Below are 25446 nucleotides of genomic sequence, written 5' to 3'. Positions count from 1 at the left end.
CGGGAGTGGGAAGTCGAGGCGGTCGGCTTCCCACTCCCGGTTTTTCTCTGGTGGTTCCCTTGCTGTGGGCGTGGGCGTGGAGCCACCGATACCGAGCCGCGCCACATCGGTTGCCCCTCGCCCGCCCCGAGCGAGGGGCAGCCGCTTAGGTCGCAGGTGAGGGGCGCGGGGGGAGTCGCTTCCGGTGGCCCCTTGCCGCACGCAAGGGGCCACCGGAACACCGCCGTCTGTACCGGCGTCCCCATCCGGGAGCGCAACTTTCCGGCGCCGTAACGCCGGACGCACTGTGGTGCGCGGCCGCTCCCGCTGTTCGGGCCGCGAAGCGATTCCCGTCAGGTGCGAGGCGCGGTAGCGGAGGGGAGTCGCTCCGTGTCGGCGCCGAAAGGAATGAAGACGGTGCGAGTGGCGAGGAGCCAGCTGCCATCGATGTTGCGGAAGGTGTCCTCGTAGTGGCCCACGTTCGCTGGGAGGCGGGTCTCGATGATGCCGCCGGCGTAGCCGTCGACCCGATATGTCGTCAGATACGAGACTGCGCGAGCCTCCGTCGCGGACTCGATCGTGACCAGGATGTTCGTCATCAGGCGACGCGAGAGCCTGTCCGAGGGGCGCGACCCGAAGTAGGTGGTCAGGGCCTCACGCCCCTCGATGCGGCGGTCGCCGTGAGGCCAGTACCAGACGCCGTCGGGCGTGAACAGTTCAGCCACCGAACTCGGCTCACCAAGGTCGAGGCGGTGGATGAAGTCGACGATGATCCGCTCGCAAGCACGTTCCGCGAGCATTCGGTCGATCGGGGTAATGATCTTGTCGTCCATCTCCCCTTCCTAGCAGCTCGATTGCGTAGCGGAGCAGCGGTTTTTCGGCGCCGCCCGGCACCGGTGCGGCGCTTCCCGCCGCAGGCCCGGCATGCCTGAACGTTTCTTCGATGGCCCCCTTGCTGCGCGCAAGGGAGCCACCGAAACTGAGCCCCGCCGCTGCACCCGACCTCCGTCGGCTGCCCCTCGCTCGGCCCGGCCGAGAGGCAGCTGCTCATCCTGTGGGCCGGGCAGAGCGAGAAGTCGACGGGGCTGACTTCCTGTTCCTGGGTCCTTCTTCCGGTGGTCCTTGCACTGGGCAAGGAGCCACCGGAGCACGGCGCGGACCCTCATTGGGTCCCGTGAGGGCTGCTAGGAAGTCGAACGGGCCGACTTCCTGCTCCGCCCCGGTGGCCCCTTGCTGCAAGGGGGCCACCGGAACGCCGTAACCCGTGGGTAGCTGTTCGCTGACGCTATTCCTTCTGGTGGGGCCGGAGTCACCAGGAGCGGGAAGTCGATGCCGCCGACTTCCTGTTCCTGGGTGCTCGTTGGGCGGCTCCCTTGCTGCTCGCACGGGAGCCACCGGGACCGAGCGGCGGCCGCTGGTGGGGTGGGAAGTCGGCGGGTCCGACTTCCCACTCCAGGGTGGTCACTGGGGTATGCGGTGGGAGCGCTGGTGGGCGGTCCAGGTGTGTTCCGTGCTGCCGTCGGGGAGGGTGTGGGTTTCCCAGTGGCCGTGGCGGGTGATCGGCGGCGGGGGCGGGCCGATCTTGAGGGCGGTGACAACACCCGTGACGACGGTGGCGATGGCGAGCGCGAGGAGGACGGCGAAGGCGGCGCCGACGAGGAAGCCGCTCACCCCGGGGCCGCTTCGCGGAGCAGGGTGAGGAGGTTGAGGAGGGTGGAGACGGGAGCGTCGCCGAAGTCGACGAGGAGGCGGCCGTCGATAGTGGGCTCCGCCACCGCGGCGGAGCCCCAGCGCAGGCCGAGGGGTCTGCCGCGCTCGTGGAGTTCGCGCAGGAGGGCGGTGACCTCGGGTTCGGTGTAGGTACGCAGGTAGGGGTCGTGGGGGTCGACGGGGGCGTTCACGCGGCGACGTCCAGCTCGAACCAGACGACCTTGCCGGTCTTGGTGGGGTCGACACCGAGCCGATGGGTGAGGGCGCGCACGAGGTGGAGTCCGCGCCCGGAGACGGCGTAGGGGTCGGCAGAGATGCGGGGTTCGGGGAGGTCGGGGCAGTCGTCGCAGACGGCGACGCGCAGCGTGGTCGGCCGGAGGCAGACCAGGACGGCAGGGGCGGCGGAACCGGCGTGCCGCCAGGCATTGACGAAGAGCTCATGGAACGCGAGTTCGGCGTCGTCGACGGCATCGGGCCGCCACCCGGCGGAGAGGAGGAGGGAACGCAGTTCCGCGCGAACGGCGGAGCAGTCGGGCGGGTTGCAGGCACGCATGGCGAACCTCCAGGGGAGGGTGAGGGAGGGGGGAGGAACGTACGCCGAAAGCGGGCAGCAGGCGCCTACCGCCGCGGGGAACAGGCGTTACTGACGATCCGTCGGATCGACCTGACGGGACCATATCTCAGGCTCGTGGGAAATTTTCCATGGAACCGAGATATTCCCTCTACCGTGGTAACTCCGGCCGTAGATGGACCCACCTCCGACCGGCGCGGCAGACTGTGAACACCCCGGCACGGAAGGACCCCATGGCACGACCGAACCCCACCCTCCGCCAACGCAGGCTGGGCGCAGAGCTCCGCAGAATGCGCGAGCAGGCCGGCTTCGGCGGCAGCCAACTCGGCCGCGCCGTAGGGATGAACCCGGCCCAGGTGACGCAGATGGAGGCCGGGAAGATCGGCATCAGCGTCGACCGCCTGCGCACCATCGCGGCCGCCTGCATGTGCACCAACCAGCCGTTGATCGACGCCCTGGCCGACGTCATCACCGAGCGCGGCAAGCCCGGCTGGTGGGAGGAGTACCGCGAAGCCCTGGCAACGGACTTCCTTGAGAACGCAGAACTCGAAGGTCATGCGAAGCGGCTCACGACATACTCCGTGACCTTCATCCCAGGACTGCTGCAAACCGGGGCCTACGCGTCCGCCGTATTCGGCAACTCCACACCAGCGCTACCGCGCCACGAAGTCGATCTGCGCACTGCCTTCCGCATGCAACGACAACGGACTGTCCGATCGGGAGCCGTTCCGTACACCGCGTTCATCCATGAGGCGGGACTGCGGATCCGGTTCAGCGACACGGAGGTCTTCAGGGACCAGCTCGACGCGATCCTCGACGACTCCGAGCGGCCAACCATCTCCGTCCGGGTAGTTCCCTTCGCCGTGGACGGCATGCCGAGCCCGAGCGAGAACTTCACCTACGCCGCCGGGCCGATCCCTGAGCTCGATACCGTCCAGATCGACACAGGTCTCGGATGCCAGCTCTTCGACGCTCCGGCTCACGTCGCGAAGTTTCGATCCATCCTCACGCAGATGGACTCGAACGCCCTGCCGGAGGAGGAGTCCCGCGACCTCATTCGATCAATCAAGAAGGAAACGGAACGCAAGCATGGCTAGCTCTTGGCAGAAGTCCAGCTACTCGGGCGCGAACAACGACTGCATAGAGATCCGCAACACTGACGGCCTGGTCGCCCTCCGTGAATCCGACGAGAGCGACAGCATTCTCGCCACCACTCCCGCCGCCTTTGCCAATCTCCTTGGCATCATCAAGGCAGGCGGACTCGACCACCACGTATAGCCCGGCGCCCGCCTGTCACCTGAGCCTGGGAGACGAACCGATGGCCGACCACCTATGGCAAAAGACCAGCTACTCCGCAGCTCACGACGACTGCGTTGAAATCCGCACCGGAGACCAGCTGATCGAAATTCGTGAGTCCGACGACGGCGAGACCATCCTCCGCGCTACCCCCGCCGCCGCAGCCGCCCTCCTCCGCGCCATCAAATCCGGCGAACTCGACCAACACGCCTGACCCCCAGCACCCCGGCGCCCCCTCGCTCGACCCGAGCGAGGGGGCGCTGAGCGTGCCGATCGGGGCCGGTATCCGTATACCTCAGGCGGCCCGGAGGGACCAGCGCCTGCATTCCGGCCGACACCACCGGCCCGCTGCCCCGGTTCAATCCGGGCGCAGAGCAGCTCGATCACGCGCTCCGCGCGGGTGGCCTCCTCCCGCCCGGCCAGCTCCTCGACCGTGTTCCGGGGCAGGCAACCACGCCGCACCGGCCCGTCCAGATCCATTTCCACATCCACAAGCAACACGAAGTGCGCACGAATGCACTCTTCGGCGGCACCAACCCCGGCACGCGAGAGAGATTCCTCGGCCAATTCCGAACCGGTCCGGCCACCCAGATCCAGCGCCCTGCCGAACACCTCCCCGCCTGGAGCCCAAGGAGAGGTAAAGACCACCCTGGGCAGTCCTTGTCGCCCCTGCGAAGCCGGCAGCGGACACACCGACACAGCCCTCGGTCCGCCACACCTCCATCGCCCGCACGACCACGACGTCCGACTCGAAGCCCTTCGGCCTGCCCATGCCGCCGCCGTAGCCGGAATGTGAACCATGGGCCGAACACTTTGCAGGGCGGCCTGAACTGCCCGCTCCCCCTTGGCAGCCGATCGCCACACCCTGGCGCACCCCGCGACAGCCCTGCCAGCATCACCATCGGCGCGCACAGGAAGTGCGCGAATCGTTCACTGCGACCACACCAATGTGACCGCAGTGCACCGAGGGGATCCCGCAATGGCAATCAAGACCTTACGGAACCGCATCCCGCACCTGCTGACAGCCGTACTCCTGCTCCTGGGACTGATGACCGCCGCAACCACCCAGGCCCAGGCCGCACCGCAGCCGCTGGGCGGCAGCGCGACCGTGTGTTCCTACTCGCCGGTCCCGACCGGCTGGGTCGTCACCCGCGTCGTCACCAGCAGCAGCTGCACGGGCAGCGGCTACGCGTACAACATCTCCGACACCGCCGGCCTGAACTCCATCTCGGCGTGCTCGTTCTCCACCGTCCCGACCGGCTGGGTCGTCGCCCGCGGCTCCACCACCAGCTACTGCTCGGGCGCCACCTACATGTTCGACCTCACCAACACCGCCGGCCTCAGCTACACGACGGCCTGCTCCTTCTCCACCATCCCCACCGGCTGGGTCACCACCAGCACCTCCACCACCAGCTACTGCGCAGGCGCCACCTACCTGTTCAACATCGTCAACACCGCTGGTCTCAGCTACACCACCGCGTGCCCCTTCTCCACCATCCCCACCGGCTGGGTCATCACCAGCACCTTCAACACCAGTAACTGCGGCGGCAACGGCTTCGGTTACAACATCCGCAGGGCCTGACGCCCCTCGCTCCGCCGGCCCCCGCGTTCGACCCGAGCGCGGGGGCACCACCACGTCGATCGGGCCCGGCATCCGTACCCCTCAGGCACCCTGGTGCGCCCGCAACGACCCTGGCAGCATCACAACGACCGCGCACAGAAAGTGCGCGAATCGTTCACTGCGACTACATCAATGTGGTCACGGAGCGCCGAGGGGATCCCAGAATGACGATCAAGACCTTACGGAGCCGCATCCCGCACCTGCTGACGGCCGTGCTGATGCTGCTGGGGCTGATGACCGCCGCGACCGCCCAGGCGCAGGCCGCTCCGCAGCGGCTCGCCGGTAGCGCGACCGTATGCTCCAACTCGCCGATCCCCACCGGCTGGGTGATCACCAGCTCGTACAGCACCAGCAACTGCCCTGGCACCGGCTACGCCTACACCATCGCCAGCACCACCGGAATCAGCTACGCCACGGTGTGCTCGTTCTCCCCCATCCCCACCGGCTGGGTCGTCACCAGCTCCTTCAGCACCAGCAACTGCGCAGGCAGCGGCTACGCCTACACCATCAGAAAGGCCTGACGGCCGCCCCTGCCCGGGTTGCCCCCGCGCTCGACCCGAGCACGGGGGCAACCCTTTGCACTTCCGGCGAGGAAAGCGCTCCCATCGCACCCTGGTGCCTTCTTCACACTTCTGACACCATCTCAGCCGCGACAACAGGCAGTGAGCGAATGGTTCGCCGCGGCTGCATCCGCGCAGCCGCGGGCCACCAAGAGAATCTGAGGCCGACCATGACGACCTTCCGGACCCGCGTCCCGCACCTGATAACCGCCCTGCTGCTGCTCCTGGGGCTGATGACCGCCGCATCCGCCCAGGCTCAGGCCACCCCGCAGAGGCTCACCGCCGGCACGACCATCTGTTCCAACTCGCCCATTCCGGCGGGTTGGGTCGTCACGGGCTCCTACCGCAACAACGGTTGCGCTGGCGCCGGGTACATCTACACGATCCTCGACACCAGCAACCTGACCAGGGTCACGGTCTGCTCCAACTCCCCCATCCCCACCAACTGGGTGATCACGGGCTCCTACACCACCAGCACCTGCGAGGGGTTCGGCTACGCCTACACCCTCGCCAAGATCACCACCCAGACCACCACCACGATCTGCTCCTTCTCGCCCCTCCCTGCCGGCTGGGTCGTGACGGGCTCCTTCAACACCGGTACCTGCGCGGGCAGCAACATCGCCTACACCATCCGCAAGCTCTGACGGAACCTCGGAGGGCGTTCCCACTGCACCCTGGTGTCACTCCAGCATCTCTGACACCATCTCAGCCACGACGAACAGGCAGTAAGCGAATGGTTCGTCTCGGTTGCATCGCCGCAGCCGTGGAACGTCGAGAGGACCCGAGGCCGACATGAAGACCGCGCGGAAGCACGTCCCGCACCTGATAACCGCCGTACTGATGCTCCTCGGCCTGATGACCGCCGCGACCGCGCCGGCCCAGGCCGCCACGCAGCGGGTCACGGCCGGCGCGAGCATCTGCTCCAACGGCACCATCCCGGCCGGGTGGGTCATCACCTCCTCGTACAGCACCAACGCCTGTCCGGGCACCGGAGTCGGGTACAACATCACCGACTCGAACGGCGCGACCGGCCTCAGCGTGTGCTCCATGTCGCCGATCCCGCCGAACTGGGTCATCACCTGGTCCTACAGCACCAACAACTGCATCGGCACCGGCGTCGGCTACAACATCGCCAACGTGACCAACTCCACCAGCGCCAGCGTCTGCTCGATGACGCCCATCCCGCCGAACTGGGTTGTCACCTGGTCGTACAGCACCAACGCCTGCGCCGGCACGGGCGTCGGCTACAGCATCGCCAACGTCACCAACTCCACCAGCGCCAGCGTCTGCTCCTTCACCCCGATGCCGCCGAACTGGGTCGTGACCTGGTCGTACAGCACCAACGCGTGCGTCGGCACCGGCGTCGGCTACAGCATCGCCAAGATCACCACCCAGACCACCGCCTCCGTGTGCTCCTTCTCCCCCCTCCCGGCGGGCTGGATCGTCACTAGCTCCTACAGCACCAACGCCTGCTACGGCAGCGGCACCGGCTACTACATCCGCAAGGCCTGACCGGCGCCCTGCGCACCCGTGCCCCCTCGCTCCCCCGGAGCGAGGGGGCACGTCCGTTTCCACCCGTCCCGACCACGTCTTTCTCCGCTCTGATATCACTGGGAGCCTGCCACCAGACCCCCTCCCCCTGCACAGCACCACAGAACGGACCGGCCCCATGGACGACGGGACCACCCCCATACCCGGCGGCTACTGGGACCCGCTGCCCACCGCCCGGCGGCTGCTCGTCAAGAACCCGTCGCTCGACCACTTCGGCGGGGTCTGGGAAGGGCGCAACTGGCGCAACGTCCCCGGACCGTTCTACGGGGCGGACACCGACACCATGCAGATGGGGCGGCTCGACGCGCCGTTCCACATCGCGTACGACGACGAGTTCGGGCCGCTGGACGGGCAGGAGTTCGTCTACCGCCAGCCGACCGACGCCGGACAGACCCACGACCTCGTCAACGGCTGCTTCTTCGGCCACGGCGGCTTCGCCATGGACGGCGACGAGCACTGGACCGAGGCCTCCGTGCGCGAGTGGTGGCAGGAGCGCGGGCGGGTGCGCGAGTGGGCGATCACGACCTCCGACCGCTGGTCACGGGTCCGCGGCCAGTACCGGGAGCACTACCGGGACGCGGCGCAGGGGCTGCGCGACTACCTCGTGCACCTCGACGGCGGCCTGAACACATACCTCCGCGGCTACCTCTTCCACCTCGCGGAGGGCCGTTCGCCGCTCCCCGGCGAAGCCCGCCCCGAACTGCTCCGACCCCGCAGACCCGGCCCTCCCCGCACCGCGGACCCCGTCCTCGCGGGCTACTTCGTCTCCACGCCGGAATCCCTGAACGGCCCCGGGATGCCCCACGCCGAGCTGCTGACCACCGCCTCCGACTGCCTGACCGACCAGCTCTGGCAGGAGGGCAGCTGGTTCACCACCCCGGCGGAGGCCCTGGCCGCCGCCGGCATGATCGACGTCCCCGCCGACGCCCGGCTCTTCGCCCTGCTCGTCCCCGGCGACCACGTCGACGCGCTCGTCACCGACATCCGCGAGGCGGAGACCCACGAACCGGTCCTCCTCGCCCACCTCGACGGCCCCGCCCCCACCCCCGAGCCGGCCGAGGGCGGCCGCGCCCTCGGCTGGGAGGTGCTCGGCTACGACCAGGGCCTCCTGCACACCTGGCTCTGCAACGACCTCCACGACGACGCCGTCCGCGAGCTCGGCATCACCACCGACCACCGCGGCCTGCTCCCCGACCGCACCACCGCCGACCGCCTCGCCACCTGGGCCAACGCCCGCGACGACACCGAACCGGTCACCTGGTTCCCCGCCACCGTGCTCACCTGGGACACCCCCATCGAAACCACCTTCGTCCCCGTCGTCACGGCACGACCGGCCCTCGCCCCCACCCCCTGGTGATACCGCCTCGCCGACCGCTTCTGAGTCGTACCGCAACGGCCGCCGGGATGCGCGCACCCTCGAATGCCACGCCGCATTGTGCTCGGCCGCGTTCGGCTCTCCCCTGGAAGTCGTACGCGATGGGACTGCGCCGAGCCTCCGGAGTTCCGAATCAGCCCGCGCTCTCTCCCTCAAGGTGAGCGATGACCGCCGCCGCGCCGTCCTCGACGGCGATGGCGTGGGCGAGTTCGGTGGCGCGGCGGCGGTGGGACGGCTCGGTGAGGGCGTCCGTGATCGCGGTGGCGAGGCCCTCCGCGGTGAGGTCCGCGAAGGGCAGGGAGCGGGGCGCGACTCCCAGCTCGCACAGCCGGGCCGCCCAGAACGGCTGGTCGGCCATGACCGGAACGGGCACGGCGGGCACGCCGGCCCGCAGGGCGGCGGCCGTGGTGCCCGCACCGGCGTGGTGGACGACGACGGCGGTGCGCGGGAACAGCCAGTCGTGCGGGACGTCGCCGACGGCCAGGACGTCGTCGCCGAAACCACCCAGCCCGGCCCACCCGGCCTGCACCACCGCCCGCACGCCGGCCCGCCGCACGGCCCCGGCCACCAGCTCGCCGAGCCGCTCGCCCTCCCCCACCGCCATGCTGCCGAAGCCGATGAACACCGGGGGCGGCCCGGCCCGGAGGAAGTCGACCAGTTCGGCCGGGGGCTGCCAGCCCTCCGGCCGGGCGGACCACCAGTAGCCGGAGGCATCGACCCAGGAGGGCCAGTCCGCAGGGCGCGGCAGCACCGACGGACTGAAACCGTGGAAGACCGGCCGGACACCCGACGGCGCCGAGGCCGCCTCGGCGGAGAGCCCGAAGTGCGACCGCAACCGGGTCGCGGCACCCGAGAAGACTCCCTCCGCCCGCCGCACCACGTCGCGGCCGACGGCCAGGTTCTCTTCCGGCCCCGTTCCGACATCGCCGCGCGCGTTCGGCAGCGCGAACTCCCCGGTGGGGACGGACGGTACGAGGTAGGTGCCGATCACCGGGATCCCGAGCGCCTCCCCCGCCACCCGGGCCAGCGGCGCCGGGCCGAAGGCCGTGAGCAGCACATCGACGCCACCCTCCACGGCCTGCGCCACCCCGTCGGCGAGCCCGTCCGCGTACGCCCGCGTCAGCGCCTGGACCTCCTCCCGCGACCCCGCCCGCGACCAGTCCCGGATCAACCCCTGCGGATCCCCCGGCACCGCCCGGAACCCGAGCCCGCACCCCCCGACGAGCCCCGCGAACGCCGAATGCGCGGCCACCGCGACCTCGTGCCCCGCCTCCTGCAACCTCCGCCCCAGCCCCGTGTAGGGCGCGACGTCTCCTCGTGAACCGGCCGTGATGATCAGAGCACGCATGCGCCCGATTCTCCCCCGCCGCCAAGATCACCGTCGGTGAATCCCGCTGAGCCCCCGGAGTGGGAAGTCGGACTCGCCGACTTCCCACTCCGCCCGACCACCCGCCGTCCCCACTCCCGCGGACTCCGATCACCCGGTCACTCCCCGCGCAGGAAGTCGGCCGGGTCGACTTCCTGCGCCGACGGCCAGTGCCCACAGCCTCCCCACTCCGTATAGAGCGCCTATAGCGGGCCTCCGGAGACTCCTTGCACACCTCACGTGCGAGCGTGCGGGCCACCCGCCTCGCCTCCGCGCACCCGGGGCCGTCCCTTCCCCCGCTGCTCGTGCGGGGACGCGGCCGGGCCGCGCCGTGCCCGCACCCACGCCCACCAGCCTCAAGTGATCGGGGAACCGGCCATGGCCGAGCTGAACGTCGACACGCAGTCGCAGACCCACCTGGTCGTCCTCAATGACGAGGAGCAGTACTCGATCTGGTGGGCCGACCGCCCCCTGCCCGCGGGCTGGCGCCAGGAGGGTACTGCCGGCACGCAGGAGCAGTGCCTCGCCCGGATCGGCGAGGTGTGGACCGACATGCGCCCGCTGAGCCTGCGCCGGCGGATGGACACCAACACTTCCGCCGCCGCGAACTGACGCGCACCCCACCGCCCCCCACCACCTCCGAAGTGGAGCAAGTCCCCGTGTCAGGATCGCGGCTCGAAGCGAGCAACCACGCACTCACCGGCGAGCTGTTCGCGGCCCGGACCGCGGCCCGGCCGCAGGCGGTCGCCGTGGTCACCGGCGACGTGCAGCTGTCGTACCAGGACGTCCACGACCGGGCCCGCCTGGTCGCCGCCCGGCTGCGCGCAGCCGGCGTCCGGCGCGGCGACATCGTGGGCGTCTGCCTCGACCGGGGCCCCGACCTGCTCCCCGCCCTGTACGGCGTCTGGCGCGCGGGCGCGGCCTACCTGCCGCTCGACCCGGCCCTGCCCGCCGACCGCATCGGCTACATGCTCACCGACGCCGGGGCCCCGCTCCTGGTCACCCAGTCCGCGCACCTCGCCCGCACCGGGGGCTTCACCGGCACCCACCTGCTCCTGGACACCGACGAGACCACGGACGAGTCGGACGAGCCGGACATCGACGAGCCGACCGAGGCCACCCACCCGGACCAGCTCGCCTACGTCCTCTACACCTCCGGCTCCACCGGCCGCCCCAAGGGCGTGATGATCAGCCACGGCGCCCTGCACAACCTGCTGAGCTCCGTCCACGAGTCCATCGCCCCGTCCCGCCGCGCCACCTGGCTGGCCTCCACCTCGGTCTCCTTCGACATCTCCGGCCTCGAACTCCATCTGCCGCTCACCACCGGCGGCCGCGTCGTCCTCGCCTCCGACGCCGAGGCCAAGGACGCCGCCGCGCTGATCAAACTGGTCGACGCCCACCGCGTCACCCACGTCCAGGCCACCCCGTCCGGCTGGCGCCTGCTGCTGGCCGCGGGCTTCGACAACTACGCCGTCACCGCCCTCGCCGGCGGCGAACCCGTGACCGTCCAGCTCGCCGCGGACCTCCAGGACAAGGTCCAGCGCCTGGTCAACGTCTACGGCCCCACCGAGACCACCATCTGGTCCACCTACTGGGAGATCCCGGCGAACGCCGCCGCCGTCTCCATCGGCCGCCCCCTCGCCAACACCGGCACCTACGTGCTCACCGAGGACCTCCGCCGGGTGCCCGACGGCGTCACCGGCCAGCTCCACATCGACGGCCACGGCCTCGCCCACGGCTACCTCGGCCGCCCCGGCCTCACCGCCGGCACCTTCGTCCCCAACCCGTACGGCCCGCCCGGCTCCCGCCTCTACCGCACCGGCGACCTCGCGCGCGTGCTGCCCGACGGCACCCTCGAATGCCTCGGCCGCATCGACAGCCAGGTCAAGATCCGCGGCTACCGCATCGAACTCGGCGAGATCGAGGCCGTACTGACCTCCCACCCCGGCGTCCGCGAGGCCGTGGTGACGGTGCGCGAGACCGACGCCGGCGAGAAGTCCCTGGTCGGCTACCTCGTCCCGACGGACGGCGGCGCCGCCCCCGAACCGTCGGAACTCCGCACCCACCTGGCCACCGACCTGCCCGAGTACATGGTCCCGGCCGCCTTCGTCACCATCGAACGCGTCCCGCTCACCAACAGCGGCAAGGTCGACCACCGCGCCCTCCCCGCCCCCGACCTGGCCGCCTTCGCCGCCGAACGGTACGTCGCCCCGCGCACACCGGTGGAGGAACGCCTCGCGGCCGTCTGGTCCCAGGTGCTCGAACTCCCGCAGGTCAGCGCCGAGGACAGCTTCTTCGAGCTCGGCGGCGACTCGATCCGCGCCGTCCGCCTGGTCGGTGCGCTGCGCGAGGCCGGGTACGACGTGTCGATCCCCGACGTCTTCGAACACCGCACCATCGCCACCCTCGCCACCCACCTCGACGGCCGTGCGACCGGCCACTCGCTGATCGCAGCCGTGGCGCCGTTCGCGCTGATCGGCGACCGCGACCGCGAACGGCTCCCGGCCGACGTCGTGGACGCCTACCCGCTGTCGCAGGTGCAGACCGGCATGCTGGTCGAGATGCTGGCCTCGGCGGACGAGCACGTCTACCAGAACATCAACTCCTTCCGGATCCCGGACGCCCAGCCGTTCTCCGCCGAGGCGATGCGCGCGGCCCTCGCCACCGTCGCGACCCGCCACGACATCCTGCGCACCTCGGTCGCGCTCACCGGCTACGCCCAGCCGCTCCAGCTGGTGCACGCCCACGCCGAGATCCCGCTCTCCGTCCACGACATACGTGAGCTGACGAAGCAACAGCAGGCAGACCTGACAACGGCGTTCGTCGATGAGGAGCACAGCGCAGGCTTCGACATGGTGAACGCGCCGCTGCTGCGCGTCACCGTCCACGTCGAGGCCGACAACGCCTGGCGCCTCACCGTCGGCTACCAGCACGCCATCGCCGACGGCTGGTCGCTCAACTCGCTGCTGATGGAACTGCTCGACTGCTACCGCACTCTCCGCGACGGCGGCGAGCCCGCACCGCACACCCAACCGTCCGTCCGCTTCGCCGACTTCATCGCCGCCGAGCAGGCGTCGCTGAGCAGCGAGTCCGACCAGTCCTTCTGGCAGGGCGTCCTGGACCGGTACACGCCCGCCGCCGTCCCCGCCTCCTGGTCCGACCCGTCGGCCGAGGTGCGGAACCACGGCCTCCAGGTGCCGTACGGCGATCTGGAGGAGGGCCTGCGGGCGCTGGCGGCGTCGGCGAGGACCTCGCTGAAGAGTGTGCTGCTGGCGGCGCATCTGAAGGTGCTGGGCATGGTGTCGGGAGAGGAGTCCTTCCACACGGGTGTGGTGTACCACGGCCGTCTGGAGGCTCCGGGTGCGGACCGGGTGCTGGGCATGCACCTCAACACGCTGCCGTTCCCGGTGAGTCGGGGTGCGGCGCGTACGTGGCGTGAGCTGGTGGAGGGGGTGTACCGGCAGGAGACCGAGATCTGGTCGCACCGCCGTTACCCGCTGCCCGCGATCCAGCGCGCGGCCGGGAACTCGCGCGAGCTGCTGACCATCCTGTTCGAGTACCTGGACTTCCACCAGGTCGACACCGACACCGTAGACACCTCGGCCACCATGGGCGACGGCACCAACGAGTTCGCCCTCACCGCCATCGCGAGCGGCGGGGCGTTCAGCCTCCTCTCGTCCACCGATGTGGTCGGTCGGGCGAATCTGGAGCGGTTGGGCGGGATGTACCGCTCGGTGCTGGAGGCCATGGCCGGGGACCCGGACGGGGACGCCGGTGCGGTGTTCCTCGGCGAGGCGGAGCGTTCGCTGCTCGACGGTTGGGCTTCGGGCGGTCGCGTGGAGCGGCCGGCGAGCACGGTGCTGGACCTCTTCGAGGCGCAGGCTGCTACGACGCCGGATGCCGTCGCGGTCGTCGCGGGTGACGTCGAGCTCTCCTACCGTGAGGTGGACGAGCGGGCGAACCAGGTGGCGCGCCACCTGCTTTCGGCCGGTGCGGTCGCCGACTCGCTCGTCGGTGTGTGCCTGGAGCGCGGGCCCGAGCTGGTGCCCGTCCTGCTGGGTATCTGGAAGGCGGGGGCGGCGTACCTGCCGCTGGACCCGACGCTTCCCGCCGAGCGGCGTGCGTTCATCCTGGAGGACACCCGGGCGCAGATCCTCGTCACGGACGCCGCGAGTGCGTTCGACGGGACCACCTTGTTGGTCAACGAGTTGGTCGAGGGACCAACAACCGCCCCCGCCCGTGAGACCGACCCGGCGCAGCTCGCCTACGTCATCTACACCTCCGGCTCCACCGGCCGCCCCAAGGGTGTGATGATCCACCACGCCGGTCTGGCCAACTACCTGACCTGGACCGTCGACACCTACGCCTCCCACGGCACCGGCGGCGCACCGCTGTTCTCCTCCATCTCCTTCGACCTCGGCATCCCCGACCTGTTCACGCCGCTCATCTGCGGCCAGGCCGTCACCCTGCTCCCCGACGGCATCGACACGGCGTCGCTCGGTTCGGCGCTCGCCGAGGCGGGTCCGTTCAGCTTCGTGAAGCTCACCCCCGGCCACCTCGACCTCCTCACCCACCAGCTGTCCGCCGAGCAGGCCCACACCCTCGCGGGCGTCGTCATCGCCGCCGGAGACAACTTCCCCGTCTCCCTCGCCGAGCGCTGGCAGCAGCTGGCGGGTGCGGACGGCACCAAGGTCGCCACCGAGTACGGGCCCACCGAGATCACCATCGGCAACTCCGGTCTGATCATCGACACCCTGCCCGTGACCGAAGCGATCCCGCTCGGTGCCCCGATCCCCAACACCGGCATGTACGTCCTCACCGAGGAACTGCGGCCGACCCCGATCGGCGTCCCCGGAGAGGTCTACATCGACGGCGCCGGCCTCGCCCGCGGCTACCTCGGCCGCCCCGACCTCACCGCCGAGAAGTTTCTCCCGAACCCCCACGGCCCCGCCGGCTCCCGCCTCTACCGCACCGGCGACCTGGCCCGCTTCCTGCCGGACGGGACCCTGGAGACCCTCGGCCGCATCGACAACCAGGTCAAGATCCGCGGCTACCGCATCGAACTCGGCGAGATCGAAGCCCGCCTGCGCGAACACCCCCACGTCCGCGACGCCGTCGTGGCCGTCCGCACCCTCGGCTCCGGCGAGAAGTCCCTCGTCGCCTACCTCGTCCTCGCGGACGGCGCCGTGCTGGACACGGCCACCGTGCGCGAGCACCTAGGCGCCGCACTGCCCGAGTACATGGTCCCCACGGTCTACCAGTCGATCGACCGCATCCCCCTCACCGCCAACGGCAAGGTCGACCACCGCGCCCTGCCCTCCCCCGAGCTGGACGCCTTCGCCACCGAGGAGTACGTCGCCCCGGCCGGGCCGGTGGAGGAACGCCTCGCCACCGTCTGGTCCGAGGTGCTCGGAGTGCCGCGCGTCGGCAGCTCCGACAACTTCTTCGCCCTCGGCGGCGACTCGATCCGCGCCGTCCAGGTGCTCGCGGCCTGCCGCGAGGCCGGCCTGTCACTCGCCGTCTGGATGATCCTCCAGGCCACCTCCCTGGGCGAGTTGGCCACCATGGTCACCGTCGAGCCGGGCACCGACGACATCCCACTGACCCCGAGTCAGCACAACACCAACGCTAATGCGAGCCGCACCGCCCGCCTCCCGCTGAGTGCCCAGGCCGAACCGGCCCTGCTCGCAGGCGCATTGAACTCCGTCGTCCGGCACCACCGGGCCCTGCACACCTCCCTGGTGCCCGCAGTCGGCCCGCAGCCGCCCGTCCTCCGGCCGGCGACCGGGGCACCCACCGACCTGTTCCGCTTCCTCGACCTGCGCACCACCGCCGCCGACGGCCATGCGGCCGCGATCACCGCCGCGCTGGACGAGGCGCGGGCGGCGCTCGACCCGAGCCGGGCGAGCACGGTCCGGGCGACTCTCGTTCGCGTCGACGACCGGAAGCCCGACGAGCTGTGGCTGACCGTCCACGCGCTCGCCGCCGACTCCGGCTCCTTCGAGCTGCTCGCCGAGGACCTCGACTCCGCCTACCGGCAGCTTGCTTCGGGCGAGGAGCCTGTCCTGCCGACGCCCGCCACGCCGTGGCAGCTCTGGGCGGGACAGCTGGCCGAGCAGGCGCTCTCCCCCGAGCTGCTCGACCAGGGCGAGCGCTGGCTCGCCCGTCCACCGGCCACCGCCCTCCCGACCGACGGCAGCGACCACCCGAGCGCCGAGACCGCCACCACCGTCACCGTCCTGCCCGCCGACCTGACCGCCGCACTCCTCGCCGACCCGCAGCCCGCACACCCCGTGCTCGCCACCCTCGGCCGCACACTGGCGCGCTGGGCGGGCGGCGACCGGATCGAGATCGACGTCCTCACCGACCCGCGCCACGACCCGGACCTCGGCCCGGCGCTGTCGCGGACGGTCGGCCCGCTCGCCGACACCCACCCGGTGTCGCTGCGCCTGCCGGCCGACCGCGACACGGCTGCCACGGTCGCGGCGGTGTCCCGCCAACTGCGCGCGCTTCCCGCGCCCGTCCACGGCTACGGCCTGCTCCGGCACCTCGCGCCGGACGCCGACCTCGCCGCCGAACTGGCCGCGCTGCCCCGGGCCCAGGTCCGCTTCAGCTGGACCCCGAGCAACCCAGTCCCGGCCACTAGAAACGAACTCATCCTCGCCCCCGGCCACCTCGCCCCCGATGCCTCCCCGGCCCACCTCCTCCACATCGACGCCCATGTCCAGGACGACCGCCTCTACGTCCGCTGGACGTACCGGCCCGCCGTCCACACGGCCGAGACCGTCCACCGGCTCGCGGACGAACAGCTGGCCGAGCTGAGCACCCACCTCCGCACGACCACCGCCCCCACCGCCCGCCCGACCCCCCGCGCGAGCAGCACCGCCCCCACCGACCCGGTCCCCGAGCTGATGGCCCGCCACGCCGTCCCCGGCGCGAGCATCGCGCTGCTGGAGAACGGCGAGGTGACTTCCGTCCGCAGCTACGGCGTGCTCGGCGCCGAGGACCCCACCCCGGTGACCGCCGACACGCTCTTCCCGGCCGGGTCGATCAGCAAGCACGTCACCACCTTCCTCGTCCTGCGCCTGGCCTCCGAGGGCGTCCTCGACCTCGACCGGGACATCAACGAGTACCTCACCTCCTGGCAGATGCCCACCAGCACGACCGGCACCGGCACCGGCACCGGCAACAGCACCGGCCCGGTGACCGCAAGGCTCCTGCTGTCCAACCAGTCCGGCCTCGCCCCGCACCCGCCGCTCGACGACAACTACCCGCGCCACGAGCCCTTCCCCACCCTGCTCGACGTCCTGAACGGGCGGGCACCGGCGAAGACCCCTCCGGTGCGCCGGACGGACGCGCCGGGCGAGGTGTTCCGGCTCAACCCGCTGAACTTCTCCGTGCTCCAGCAGGCGATGGCCGACGCCACCGGCACCGCCTTCCCGGAGCTCGCCCGGCACTGGCTGCTCGAACCGCTGGGCATGACCGCGAGCGGCTTCGACCCGGTGTTCCCGGACACCGTCGGCCGGCCCTTCGCCCGAGGTCACGCTGCGGACGGCGCACCCGTCCCGGACGGGTTCGTCGTCCACCCGGAGGCGGCGGCAGGCGGGCTGTGGACGACGGCCGCCGACCTGGCTCGGCTCGCGGCCGAGATCCGCCGCTGCTACCTCGGGCGGCCGGGCGGCCTGGTGGGCCAGGAGCTGGTCAAGCGGATGCTGACGCCGCTGGGCGGCCGCAACTACGGCTGGAGCACCATCCTGGACGGCACCGGCGCGGACCTCGAATTCGGCCACGGTGGACAGGCGTTGGGCTACCAGGCGATGACCGGCCTGCGGACCCGCTCGGGCACCGGCGCGGTGCTGCTCAGCAACGGCGCCGGCGGCCGCGAGCTGGTCCGGTACCTGCTCGCGACCGTCTGGTCCGGGCAGCGCGCCCTCGGCCGGCTCTGGCAGCAGGCCATCGACGAGGCGACGGCGCGCGAGCAGGGCGCATGACGCCGCCGGCCCCGCTCCCACAGGCACCGCTCCCACAGGCACCGCTCCCCCCGGCCGCCGCCCGCTGGTTCCGCCGCCAGCACCGGGTCGAGTCGCCCCGGCTCCGCCTGGTCTGCTTCCCGCACGCGGGCGGCAGCCCGGCCGCCTACCGGACCTGGCACCGCCACCTGCCGGAGGACGTCGAGGTGCTGGCGGTCTGCTACCCGGGGCGGCAGGACCGGATCGGGGACCCGTTCCCGGCCGGTGCCGCCGAGCTGGCGGAGGAGGTCGCGGCCGCGCTCGCGCCGCTCAGGGACGTACCGGTGGCGCTGTTCGGCCACAGCATGGGCGCCCTGCTGGCGTACGAGGTCGCGGTCCGGCTGGCCGCCGATCCGGGCGCACCGCCGCCGGTCCGGCTGTTCGTCTCGGGGTCGCCGGCGCCGCAGCTCGTCGACCACTCCGCCCTCCGTTCGGCGACGGACGAGGACCTGCTCGCCCTGGTCGACGCACTGGGCAGCGACTCCACCGACGCCCTGCGGATCCCGGCCCTGCGCGAGCTGCTGATGCCGGGCATCCGCGCCGACTTCCGCCTGCTCGCCCACTACCGGGCCACCACGACCACCGCCACCGGCATCCCGGTCGTCGCCTGCACCGGCGACGACGACCCGGTCTGCCCCGTCGAGGCGGCCCGGGCCTGGTCCACGACCACCGTGTCCGCCTTCGAACTGAACGTCCTCCCCGGCGGCCACTTCTACCTCGAACCCCTGGAGGCCGAACTGCTGGGCCGCATCACCGGCCATCTGCGGTCCGACCTCCGGTTCCGAACGACCCCGCGGCACGGGGCGCCCCAGCCCGCGAACCATTCCGCGCCCCGGCCCGCGCCCCGGCCCGTGCCCCAGCCCGCCGCCCAGTCCTCCGCACAGACTCACTGAGAGGGACACCGCACCATGACCACAGCCCTTCCGGCGCCGATCCAGGCGACGACCGGCCTGACCCTGACCGACCAGGAACGCCGGGAGGTCGCCGGGCTCGCCGAGGCCCTCGCCCAGGTGCCGCCGCGTCTGATCGACCAGCGCGCCTGGATGGACGCTGCCCGCAAGCTCGCCTGCCGACTGCCGGCCCGCGTCCTGGAGGAGATCCGCGACTACCGCCACGACCCGGGCCCGGACGGGCTGCTGATCCTGCGCAACCTGCCGGTCTTCGAGGACGTCATGCGGCTGACGCCCACCGTCCCGGAGTCGGTCGAGCGCGCCGCCACGCCGCAGGCCGCCGTCTCGGCGCTGATCAGCCTGGCGCTCGGAGAGGTCATCGCCTACCGGGAGGAGAAGTCCGGCGCCCTGGTGCAGAACGTCGTCCCGGTGCCGGGCCGCGAGGAGTCGCAGAGCAACGCCGGCTCGACCCTGCTCGAACTGCACGTCGAGAACGCCTTCCACCCCCGCCGCCCGGACTACGTCAGCCTGCTGTGCCTGCGCAACGACCACACCGGCACGGCCGGGACGCTGGTCTCCTCGATCCGGCGGGCGCTGCTGCTCGTCCCGGACGAGGTCGCCGCGGTGCTCCGCACCTCGCGCTTCGTCACCGAGCCGCCGCCGTCGTTCTCCGCCGGTGACGCCACCCCGCAGCACGCCGTGCTGGAGGGCGACCCCGACGACCCGGACATCCGGGTCGACTTCAGCGCCACCACCGCGCTCGACGAGGACGGCCGCGCCGCCCTGGAGGTGCTGCGCGACGCGCTGCTGGACGTCGGCGCGATGCTGGTGCTCCAGCCGGGCGAGATGGCCTTCGTCGACAACCGGCTGTCCGTGCACGGCCGGACGTCGTTCGAGCCGCGCTACGACGGCCGGGACCGCTGGCTGCACCGCACCTTCGTGCACCTGGACAACCGCCGCAGCCGGGCCGACCGCCCGGGCAACGGCTTCGTTCTCGACTGAGCGTCAGTTCCGTTTATCCTCAGATCTGTTGACGTCTATCTCCGGGGGCCGGTCGACACCACGACCGACCCCCGGCCGGAATCCCGATGCACCTCATCCTGGCCCGACTCGACTTCCCGGACGGCGCACCCGACGCCGCCGAACTCCGACGCGCCCTCCCCCGCCCGACCGGCGTGGAGCACGTCCACGTCGACGGCCGCACCACCTCGGCCGACGTCGTGCTCTTCCTCGCGCTCCCGACCCTCGCCGAGTCCGAGTCGACCGCCCGCGCCGTCTGCAACGCGTACCTGCGCGTCCACCACCCCACCGCCCGCCTGGTCGGCCTCGGCGCCTCGCTCGCCCCCGGCACCGAGGAGCTGCTCCTCGGCCCGGACGCCCACGACCCCGAACCCGAACCCGAACCCGGCCCCGGCCTCTGAGAACGGCACCACCGACGGGCCTCAGCCCAGGCTGTGCCGCAGCCGGTACCCCACCGCCGCGCCGCCCCCGGCCAGCGCCACCGCGGCGGCATGCCGGGGCCCGGCCGGTACATCGGTGACGGCCCAGCCGGCCGGACGGCGCCCGGGATCGGCGGTGCCGAGGTAGTCGGCGGCGGGCGGGCGGCCGAGACCGATGCCGAGGCCCTTGAGGTACGCCTCCTTGCGGGTCCACAGCCGGGCGAACGCGCCGGGGCGGTCCGCCGGCCGGACGTCCGCGAGTTCGGCCTGCTCACCCGGGTGCAGCGTCGTGGCGAGCACCTCCGCGCTGTCGGCCGAGGGCAGCGGCTCCACGTCCACGCCGACGGGGGCGTCGGCCAGGCCGATCAGCACCCGGCCGCCGCCGTGGGACAGCGAGAAGTGCGGGGCTCCGGCAGGGGCTCCGGCAGGGGCTCCGGCAGGGGCTCCGGCAGTGGCCCCATCAAGAGCCCCCGCCGGGTCACCGGCCAGCCTCGGCCGCCCGTGCGGCTCGGCACAGCCGGGGCACGCCTCCCGGCCGAAGGCCAGCTCCGCCGGGGCGAGCCCCAGGCGCCGGCCGAGCACGTGCCGCAGCGCGACGTGCGCGGCCAGGTAGACCTCCCGGTCGGCGTCCCGGACGAAGCGCCCGGCCCGCCGGTGCTCCTCCTCGTCGAGGCCGTCCAGCTCGGCCGGTCCCACCGGTACGGCGGCGGCTTCGAGCAGCCACAGCTCGACCGTCCCCGGATCCTGCGCGTTCATTCGCCCTCCCCCACTCCCGCATCCGCATCCGCATCCACCCCGAACGACGACGGACGGCCCGGTGTCACCGGACCGCCCGCGTCGGCGTACCCGCGCGCGTCACCTGCCGACGCGCGCCTCGCGGAACGGGCCGGGGCTGCCGACCGGCGTGGCGACGGCCTCACCGACGCCCTGCTCGCCCAGCTTGTCCAGCACCGATTCCAGCAGCTCGGTGTCGCAGTAGATGTGGAGCTCGGTGATCTTTCCCCACTTGATCCGGACCACGTGCACGCCCTGGTTCGAGTAGCGGTTGCCCTCGCGGTCGGTCAGGTGGTCGACCCACTCGGCGAAGGCCACGGTGTCCCAGGGCCAGCCCTTGGCGACGACCTTCTTCAACTCGAAGCGCAGGTCGGGCATGACCTCCGCCAGCCGGTCGTACCACCGCTGGATCTGCTCGGCGGTGTCGCGCCCGCCCGACAGCGCGTGCGCGCCGGAGAACCAGTGCTCCGCGTCGGGGGTGAACTGCCGCACGATGGCAGCGTAGTTGCCTCGGTTGACGTCGGCGAAGGAATTACGGAGGTTGCGCCGGACAATGGCGTGGTACACGTTTCCACCTCTGGTCGTAGACAGGCCGGTCGATAGTGGTGACGGTGCGTCAAAACCTTACGACTTCTCGACGGCCAGCGGCGGCGCCCCGCCCTCACGGAGCCCGAATCGTTCGTACAGCCACCGGAGCGGAGCCGGGGCCCACCAGTTCCACTGGCCGAGCAGACGCATCAACGAGGGCACCAGCAGCGCCCGGACGATGGTGGCGTCCAGCAGCACGCCCAGCGCGGTGCCGAGCCCGAGTTCCTTGATGAACACGATCTCGGAGGTGGCGAGCGCGCCCAGGGCGACGCAGAACAGCACCGCCGCCGCGGTCACGACCCGGCCGGTGCGGCCCAGCCCCTGGGCGACGGACTCGGCCTCGCCGACCCCGGCGTCCCTGGCCTCCTTGATCCGGGCGAGCAGGAACACGCCGTAGTCGGTGGAGAGTCCGAAGACCATCGCGAACAGCAGCACCGGCTGGGTGGCGTCCAGCGCGTTCTGCGCCTCGGTGCCGAACAGTCCGGCCCCGTGGCCCCATTGGAAGACGAAGACCAGGATGCCGAAGGTCGCGGCGAGGGTGAGCAGGTTCATCAGCACGGCCTTGAGCGGCAGCACCAGCGAGCCGGTCATCAGCAGCAGCACCAGCATGCTGGTGAGGAAGACGATCAGCGCGGCGGCCGGGAGCCGGCCGGTGAGGCTGTCCTCCAGGTCGACGAAGGTGGCGGTCTGCCCGCCGATCAGGACCTCGTCCGGGCCGGAGAGCGCCCGGACGTCCTTGACCAGGGTCTGGCTCTCCCCGCTGAGACCGGGCTCCCGGGGGGTGACCTGGAGCAGCCAGGTGTCCGCGTTCAGCGCCACCGCCGGGGTGACGGCCGCCGCGCCGGGCAGGGCCGCGATCCGGTCGCGCAGCGCGTCCATCCGGGGCTGCGCGCCCGCCGTGTCGCCACCGGCCGCGACCACGACCTGCACGGACTCCAGCGGGTCGGCCGGGAAGTCGGCGCGCAGGGTGTCGGCGACCGAGCGGCTGCTCGTGCTGGTGGGCAGCGAGGACGGGCCGACGGTGGTGAAGGCGACCTTCAGGAACGGCAGTCCGAGCAGCACCAGCAGCGCGCCGGCGCCGACCGCGACCAGCGGGGCCCGCCGCATCACACCCCGGGCCAGCGCGAACCAGCCGCCGTCGGTGTTCTCCGGCGCCTCCAGCGAGCGGCGGAAGCGGGCCGGGGCCAGGAAGTCGATGTGCCGGCCGAGCAGCCGCAGCATCGCGGGCAGTACCAGCAGCGCGACCAGCAGCGCCGAGGCGGAGACCAGCAGGCCGCCGACCGCCATCGAGTAGAGGAAGCGCTGGCGGAAGACGAACAGCGAGGCCATCGCGGCGCTCACGGTGAGCGAGCTGAACAGGATGGTGCGGCCCGCGGTGTGCAGGGTGACCCGGATCGCCCGGTCGATGTCGGGCTCGACCGTCATCTCGCTGCGGAAGCGGGAGACGATCAGCAGGCTGTAGTCGATGGCGAGGCCGAGGCCGAGCGCGGTGACCAGGTTGAGCGAGAAGATCGACATCGGGGTGAACTGGTCGACCACCCGCAGCCCGAACAGGGTGAGCACGACGTTCAGGCCGCCGATGACCAGCGGCAGCGCCGAGGCCACCAGACTGCGGAAGATCCACAGCGAGAGCAGGAACAGCACCGGGAAGGCCAGGAGTTCGGCCCGCTCCAGGTCGTGCTGGACGGTGCTGACGACCTGGTTGCCGACCACCTCGCTGCCGCCGAGCTTGACCGCGGCGTCGCCGTCGAGCCGGTCGGACAGCCGGTCGACGGCGTCCTGGTAGTGGTCCTCAGCGCTGTCCTTGAGCCGGCCGACCACGATCGTCCGCTGCCCGTCGTTGGAGACCAGGTTCTTGTCCTGGGTCCGGTAGTACGTCAGGACGTCGGCGAAGGTCGGGTCCCCGGCCATCAGCCCGGCGACCTTGTCGACCTCCGCCCGGGTGCGGGGGTCGTCCACCGGGGCGCCGGTGTCGACGAGGGCGATGATGCCGCCGTCGCTCTGGATGCCGGTGGCCGCGCCGATCCGGTCGTCCGCCCGGACACTGCCCGAACCCGGAGTGACGAAGTCCGGGTTGCCGCCGGTCAGCGTTGTGACGACGGGCGCGCCGATGAAGGCCGCCACCGCGGCCACCACCACGGCGCACAGCACCATCACCCGGCCGTGCCGGTTCGCCAGCCGTGCGATCAGGTCCATCATGCGTGGCTCCTCAGCCGGGTCGCCGCCGGCGCGTTGGCCTGCTCCGCGGGGCCGGTGCCGCCGGCTCCGGGTGCGGTGCCCCGGTTGCGCGCGGCGGGCGACGGGTCGGCGTTCATCCGGCGGACCAGCTTGCGGAGCATGGCCCGGTAGGAGAAGTGCTCGACCTGGAGCCAGTGCCGCTCGGAGTCGTAGTACTGGATGCCGCCGTTCAGCTCGGACCCCGCCATCGGCGTGGCCTTGGCCTGCTTGAACCAGGACGCCCGTCGCGGGTCGGTGCGCAGCAGGTGCAGGTAGCGGGCCATGAGCTGGGACTGGTAATCCATGATCGGCCAGTTGCCGGTGGAAGTCTGGAAGTAACCGATGACAAAAAGGTTGTCGTACTCGGGGTGGAAGGCGCTGAGGTGCAATTGCGGAGTGCGCCCGTTCCAGTTCAAGTACTTGCGGTCGATGAACGGGAACTCGGTCATCCGGTAACCGGTGGCGTAGACGATCACGTCGTACGCCTCCTCGGTCCCGTCGCTGAACTTCACCCGGTTGCCCCGGAGTTCGGCGATGTCCGGCTTCGCCCCGATATCACCGTGCCCCAAGTGGTAGAGGAGCGTCGAATTGATGACGAAATGCTCCTCCAGCAACTTGTGCGACGGCTTGGGCAGTCCGTACTGCTCCGGCCGTCCGGCACTGTTGAGCCGCAGGAAGAGACTACCGAAGAAGCGCACCACCGGCCGGGGCATGCGCCATTTCAGGACGTTCTCGTACAGCACGTCGGTCGGCATCCCGAACAGGTACTTCGGCCAGTAGTAGCAGCCCCGGCGGATGCTGAGCGAGGTCGACGCGGCGTTCTGCGAGGACTCCACCGCGATGTCGCAGCCGGAGGTGCCGCCGCCGACCACCAGCACCCGCTTGCCGCGCAGCGGCTCCGGGTCGCGGTACTCGCAGGAGTGCATGACCTCCCCGTCGAAGGTGCCCGGGTATTCCGGGTACCGGGGGCTCCAGTTGTGGCCGTTGGCGATCACCACCCCGGCGTAGCGGCGGACTTCGCCCCCGTCCAGGGTCACGAACCAGTCCGGCGAGCCGTCCCGGCGCTCGATCGACTCCACCGTGCGGCTGAACTCGACGTGTTCGTACACCCCGAAGTGCTCGGCGTAGGAGCGCAGATAGGCGTGCGCGTGCTCCCGGCCGAGGTAGGTCGGGAAGTGCTCCGGAATCGGGAAGTCGTCGTACTGGATGTAGGGCTTGGACGTGATCAGGTGCACCGAGTCGTAGGCGGCGCTGTAGGTGTTGCCGCCGTACCAGTTGCCGCCCACGTCGTCGGCGCGCTCGATCACGTCGAACTCGATGCCGAACTCCCGCAGGTTCTTGCCGGCGGACAGGCCACCTGCCCCGGCGCCCACGACGCAATAGGCCTTCGACCGGTCAACGATCGTGGTCAACGGATCCCCCTGGTGGTGTCGTGCCGTGCCCCGGGGCACGGTGATTCGGTCGGTACCGGACGGCCGGGCTCCGACCGTCCGGTGTCGG

General features: G+C 71.3%; 22 protein-coding genes. 13 read left to right on the top strand and 9 right to left on the bottom strand.

The window, feature by feature from the left end; all coding sequences use genetic code 11:
- Positions 1 to 332: 332 nt before the first annotated feature.
- From OG715_RS24020 to OG715_RS24005, 4 genes are all read right to left on the bottom strand, one after another.
- Positions 333 to 812, bottom strand: a complete 480-nt coding sequence (locus tag OG715_RS24020; protein ID WP_266270940.1) for a nuclear transport factor 2 family protein — start codon at positions 810 to 812, stop codon at positions 333 to 335.
- Between the two features lie 628 nt (positions 813 to 1440).
- Entirely contained in the window at positions 1441 to 1650 is a 210-nt protein-coding gene (locus tag OG715_RS24015) for a hypothetical protein (protein WP_266270939.1), read from the bottom strand.
- Complete coding sequence (locus OG715_RS24010; protein ID WP_266270938.1) at positions 1647 to 1880, bottom strand: hypothetical protein; 234 nt, start codon at positions 1878 to 1880, stop codon at positions 1647 to 1649. The genes OG715_RS24015 and OG715_RS24010 overlap by 4 nt, the downstream gene beginning before the upstream one ends.
- Positions 1877 to 2242: an ATP-binding protein gene (locus tag OG715_RS24005; RefSeq protein ID WP_266270937.1), complete on the bottom strand. Its 366-nt coding sequence runs from the start codon at positions 2240 to 2242 to the stop codon at positions 1877 to 1879. The genes OG715_RS24010 and OG715_RS24005 overlap by 4 nt, the downstream gene beginning before the upstream one ends.
- 149 nt (positions 2243 to 2391) lie before the next feature.
- Here OG715_RS24005 and OG715_RS24000 point away from each other — a divergent pair, with 149 nt between their 5' ends.
- The 8 genes from OG715_RS24000 (at position 2392) to OG715_RS23965 (ending at position 8645) form a co-directional block, all read left to right on the top strand.
- Positions 2392 to 3357, top strand: coding sequence for a helix-turn-helix domain-containing protein (locus OG715_RS24000; protein WP_323182156.1), 966 nt, complete (start codon positions 2392 to 2394; stop codon positions 3355 to 3357).
- Positions 3350 to 3538, top strand: a complete 189-nt coding sequence (locus OG715_RS23995) for a DUF397 domain-containing protein (protein WP_266270935.1) — start codon at positions 3350 to 3352, stop codon at positions 3536 to 3538. The genes OG715_RS24000 and OG715_RS23995 overlap by 8 nt, the downstream gene beginning before the upstream one ends.
- Positions 3539 to 3578: 40 nt before the next feature.
- Positions 3579 to 3770, top strand: coding sequence for a DUF397 domain-containing protein (locus OG715_RS23990; protein ID WP_266270934.1), 192 nt, complete (start codon positions 3579 to 3581; stop codon positions 3768 to 3770).
- A 765-nt stretch (positions 3771 to 4535) separates the two neighbouring features.
- Positions 4536 to 5138 carry a hypothetical protein gene (locus OG715_RS23985; protein WP_266270932.1) on the top strand — a complete coding sequence of 201 codons (603 nt, stop codon included), beginning with the start codon at positions 4536 to 4538 and terminating at the stop codon, positions 5136 to 5138.
- A 203-nt stretch (positions 5139 to 5341) separates the two neighbouring features.
- A complete protein-coding gene (locus tag OG715_RS23980; protein WP_266270930.1) occupies positions 5342 to 5698 on the top strand; it encodes a hypothetical protein in 357 nt (118 codons plus the stop codon).
- Between the two features lie 209 nt (positions 5699 to 5907).
- The gene (locus tag OG715_RS23975; RefSeq protein ID WP_266270928.1) at positions 5908 to 6381 is read left to right on the top strand and encodes a hypothetical protein; all 474 of its coding nucleotides are present in this window, start codon (positions 5908 to 5910) and stop codon (positions 6379 to 6381) included.
- Between the two features lie 148 nt (positions 6382 to 6529).
- Positions 6530 to 7249 (top strand): hypothetical protein, encoded by a 720-nt coding sequence (locus OG715_RS23970; RefSeq protein ID WP_266270927.1) that lies wholly within the window; start codon positions 6530 to 6532, stop codon positions 7247 to 7249.
- 157 nt (positions 7250 to 7406) lie between these two features.
- Entirely contained in the window at positions 7407 to 8645 is a 1239-nt protein-coding gene (locus tag OG715_RS23965) for a hypothetical protein (RefSeq protein WP_266270925.1), read from the top strand.
- A gap of 151 nt (positions 8646 to 8796) precedes the next feature.
- Here the strand turns inward: OG715_RS23965 and OG715_RS23960 are convergent, their stop codons facing one another.
- Positions 8797 to 10011: a glycosyltransferase gene (locus tag OG715_RS23960; protein WP_266270924.1), complete on the bottom strand. Its 1215-nt coding sequence runs from the start codon at positions 10009 to 10011 to the stop codon at positions 8797 to 8799.
- Between the two features lie 396 nt (positions 10012 to 10407).
- Here OG715_RS23960 and OG715_RS23955 point away from each other — a divergent pair, with 396 nt between their 5' ends.
- From OG715_RS23955 to OG715_RS23935, 5 genes are all read left to right on the top strand, one after another.
- Positions 10408 to 10641, top strand: coding sequence for an MbtH family protein (locus OG715_RS23955; protein ID WP_266270923.1), 234 nt, complete (start codon positions 10408 to 10410; stop codon positions 10639 to 10641).
- A 47-nt stretch (positions 10642 to 10688) separates the two neighbouring features.
- Positions 10689 to 18020 carry a non-ribosomal peptide synthetase gene (locus OG715_RS23950; protein WP_266270922.1) on the top strand — a complete coding sequence of 2444 codons (7332 nt, stop codon included), beginning with the start codon at positions 10689 to 10691 and terminating at the stop codon, positions 18018 to 18020.
- On the top strand, positions 18017 to 18931 hold the full coding sequence (locus OG715_RS23945; protein ID WP_266270921.1) for a thioesterase II family protein: 915 nt from the start codon (positions 18017 to 18019) through the stop codon (positions 18929 to 18931). Before OG715_RS23950 ends, OG715_RS23945 begins: the two co-directional genes overlap by 4 nt.
- A 15-nt stretch (positions 18932 to 18946) precedes the next feature.
- Entirely contained in the window at positions 18947 to 19930 is a 984-nt protein-coding gene (locus tag OG715_RS23940) for a TauD/TfdA family dioxygenase (protein ID WP_266270920.1), read from the top strand.
- Positions 19931 to 20016: 86 nt separating this feature from the next.
- Positions 20017 to 20349: a hypothetical protein gene (locus OG715_RS23935; protein ID WP_266270919.1), complete on the top strand. Its 333-nt coding sequence runs from the start codon at positions 20017 to 20019 to the stop codon at positions 20347 to 20349.
- Positions 20350 to 20370: 21 nt separating this feature from the next.
- Here OG715_RS23935 and OG715_RS23930 read toward each other — a convergent pair whose 3' ends face one another.
- From OG715_RS23930 to OG715_RS23915, 4 genes are all read right to left on the bottom strand, one after another.
- Positions 20371 to 21123, bottom strand: coding sequence for a 4'-phosphopantetheinyl transferase family protein (locus tag OG715_RS23930; protein ID WP_266270918.1), 753 nt, complete (start codon positions 21121 to 21123; stop codon positions 20371 to 20373).
- Positions 21124 to 21222: 99 nt separating this feature from the next.
- Positions 21223 to 21708 carry a nuclear transport factor 2 family protein gene (locus OG715_RS23925; RefSeq protein ID WP_045941200.1) on the bottom strand — a complete coding sequence of 162 codons (486 nt, stop codon included), beginning with the start codon at positions 21706 to 21708 and terminating at the stop codon, positions 21223 to 21225.
- 57 nt (positions 21709 to 21765) lie between these two features.
- Positions 21766 to 23928: an MMPL family transporter gene (locus OG715_RS23920; protein ID WP_266270917.1), complete on the bottom strand. Its 2163-nt coding sequence runs from the start codon at positions 23926 to 23928 to the stop codon at positions 21766 to 21768.
- On the bottom strand, positions 23925 to 25358 hold the full coding sequence (locus OG715_RS23915; RefSeq protein ID WP_266270916.1) for a flavin-containing monooxygenase: 1434 nt from the start codon (positions 25356 to 25358) through the stop codon (positions 23925 to 23927). Before OG715_RS23915 ends, OG715_RS23920 begins: the two co-directional genes overlap by 4 nt.
- Between the last annotated feature and the right edge of the window lie 88 nt (positions 25359 to 25446).

The sequence above is a fragment of the Kitasatospora purpeofusca genome, assembly GCF_036010405.1.
Classification (GTDB): domain Bacteria; phylum Actinomycetota; class Actinomycetes; order Streptomycetales; family Streptomycetaceae; genus Kitasatospora; species Kitasatospora purpeofusca.
The sequence above is the reverse complement of the archived record's forward strand: the minus strand, read 5'-3'. Positions and strand labels throughout refer to the sequence as shown.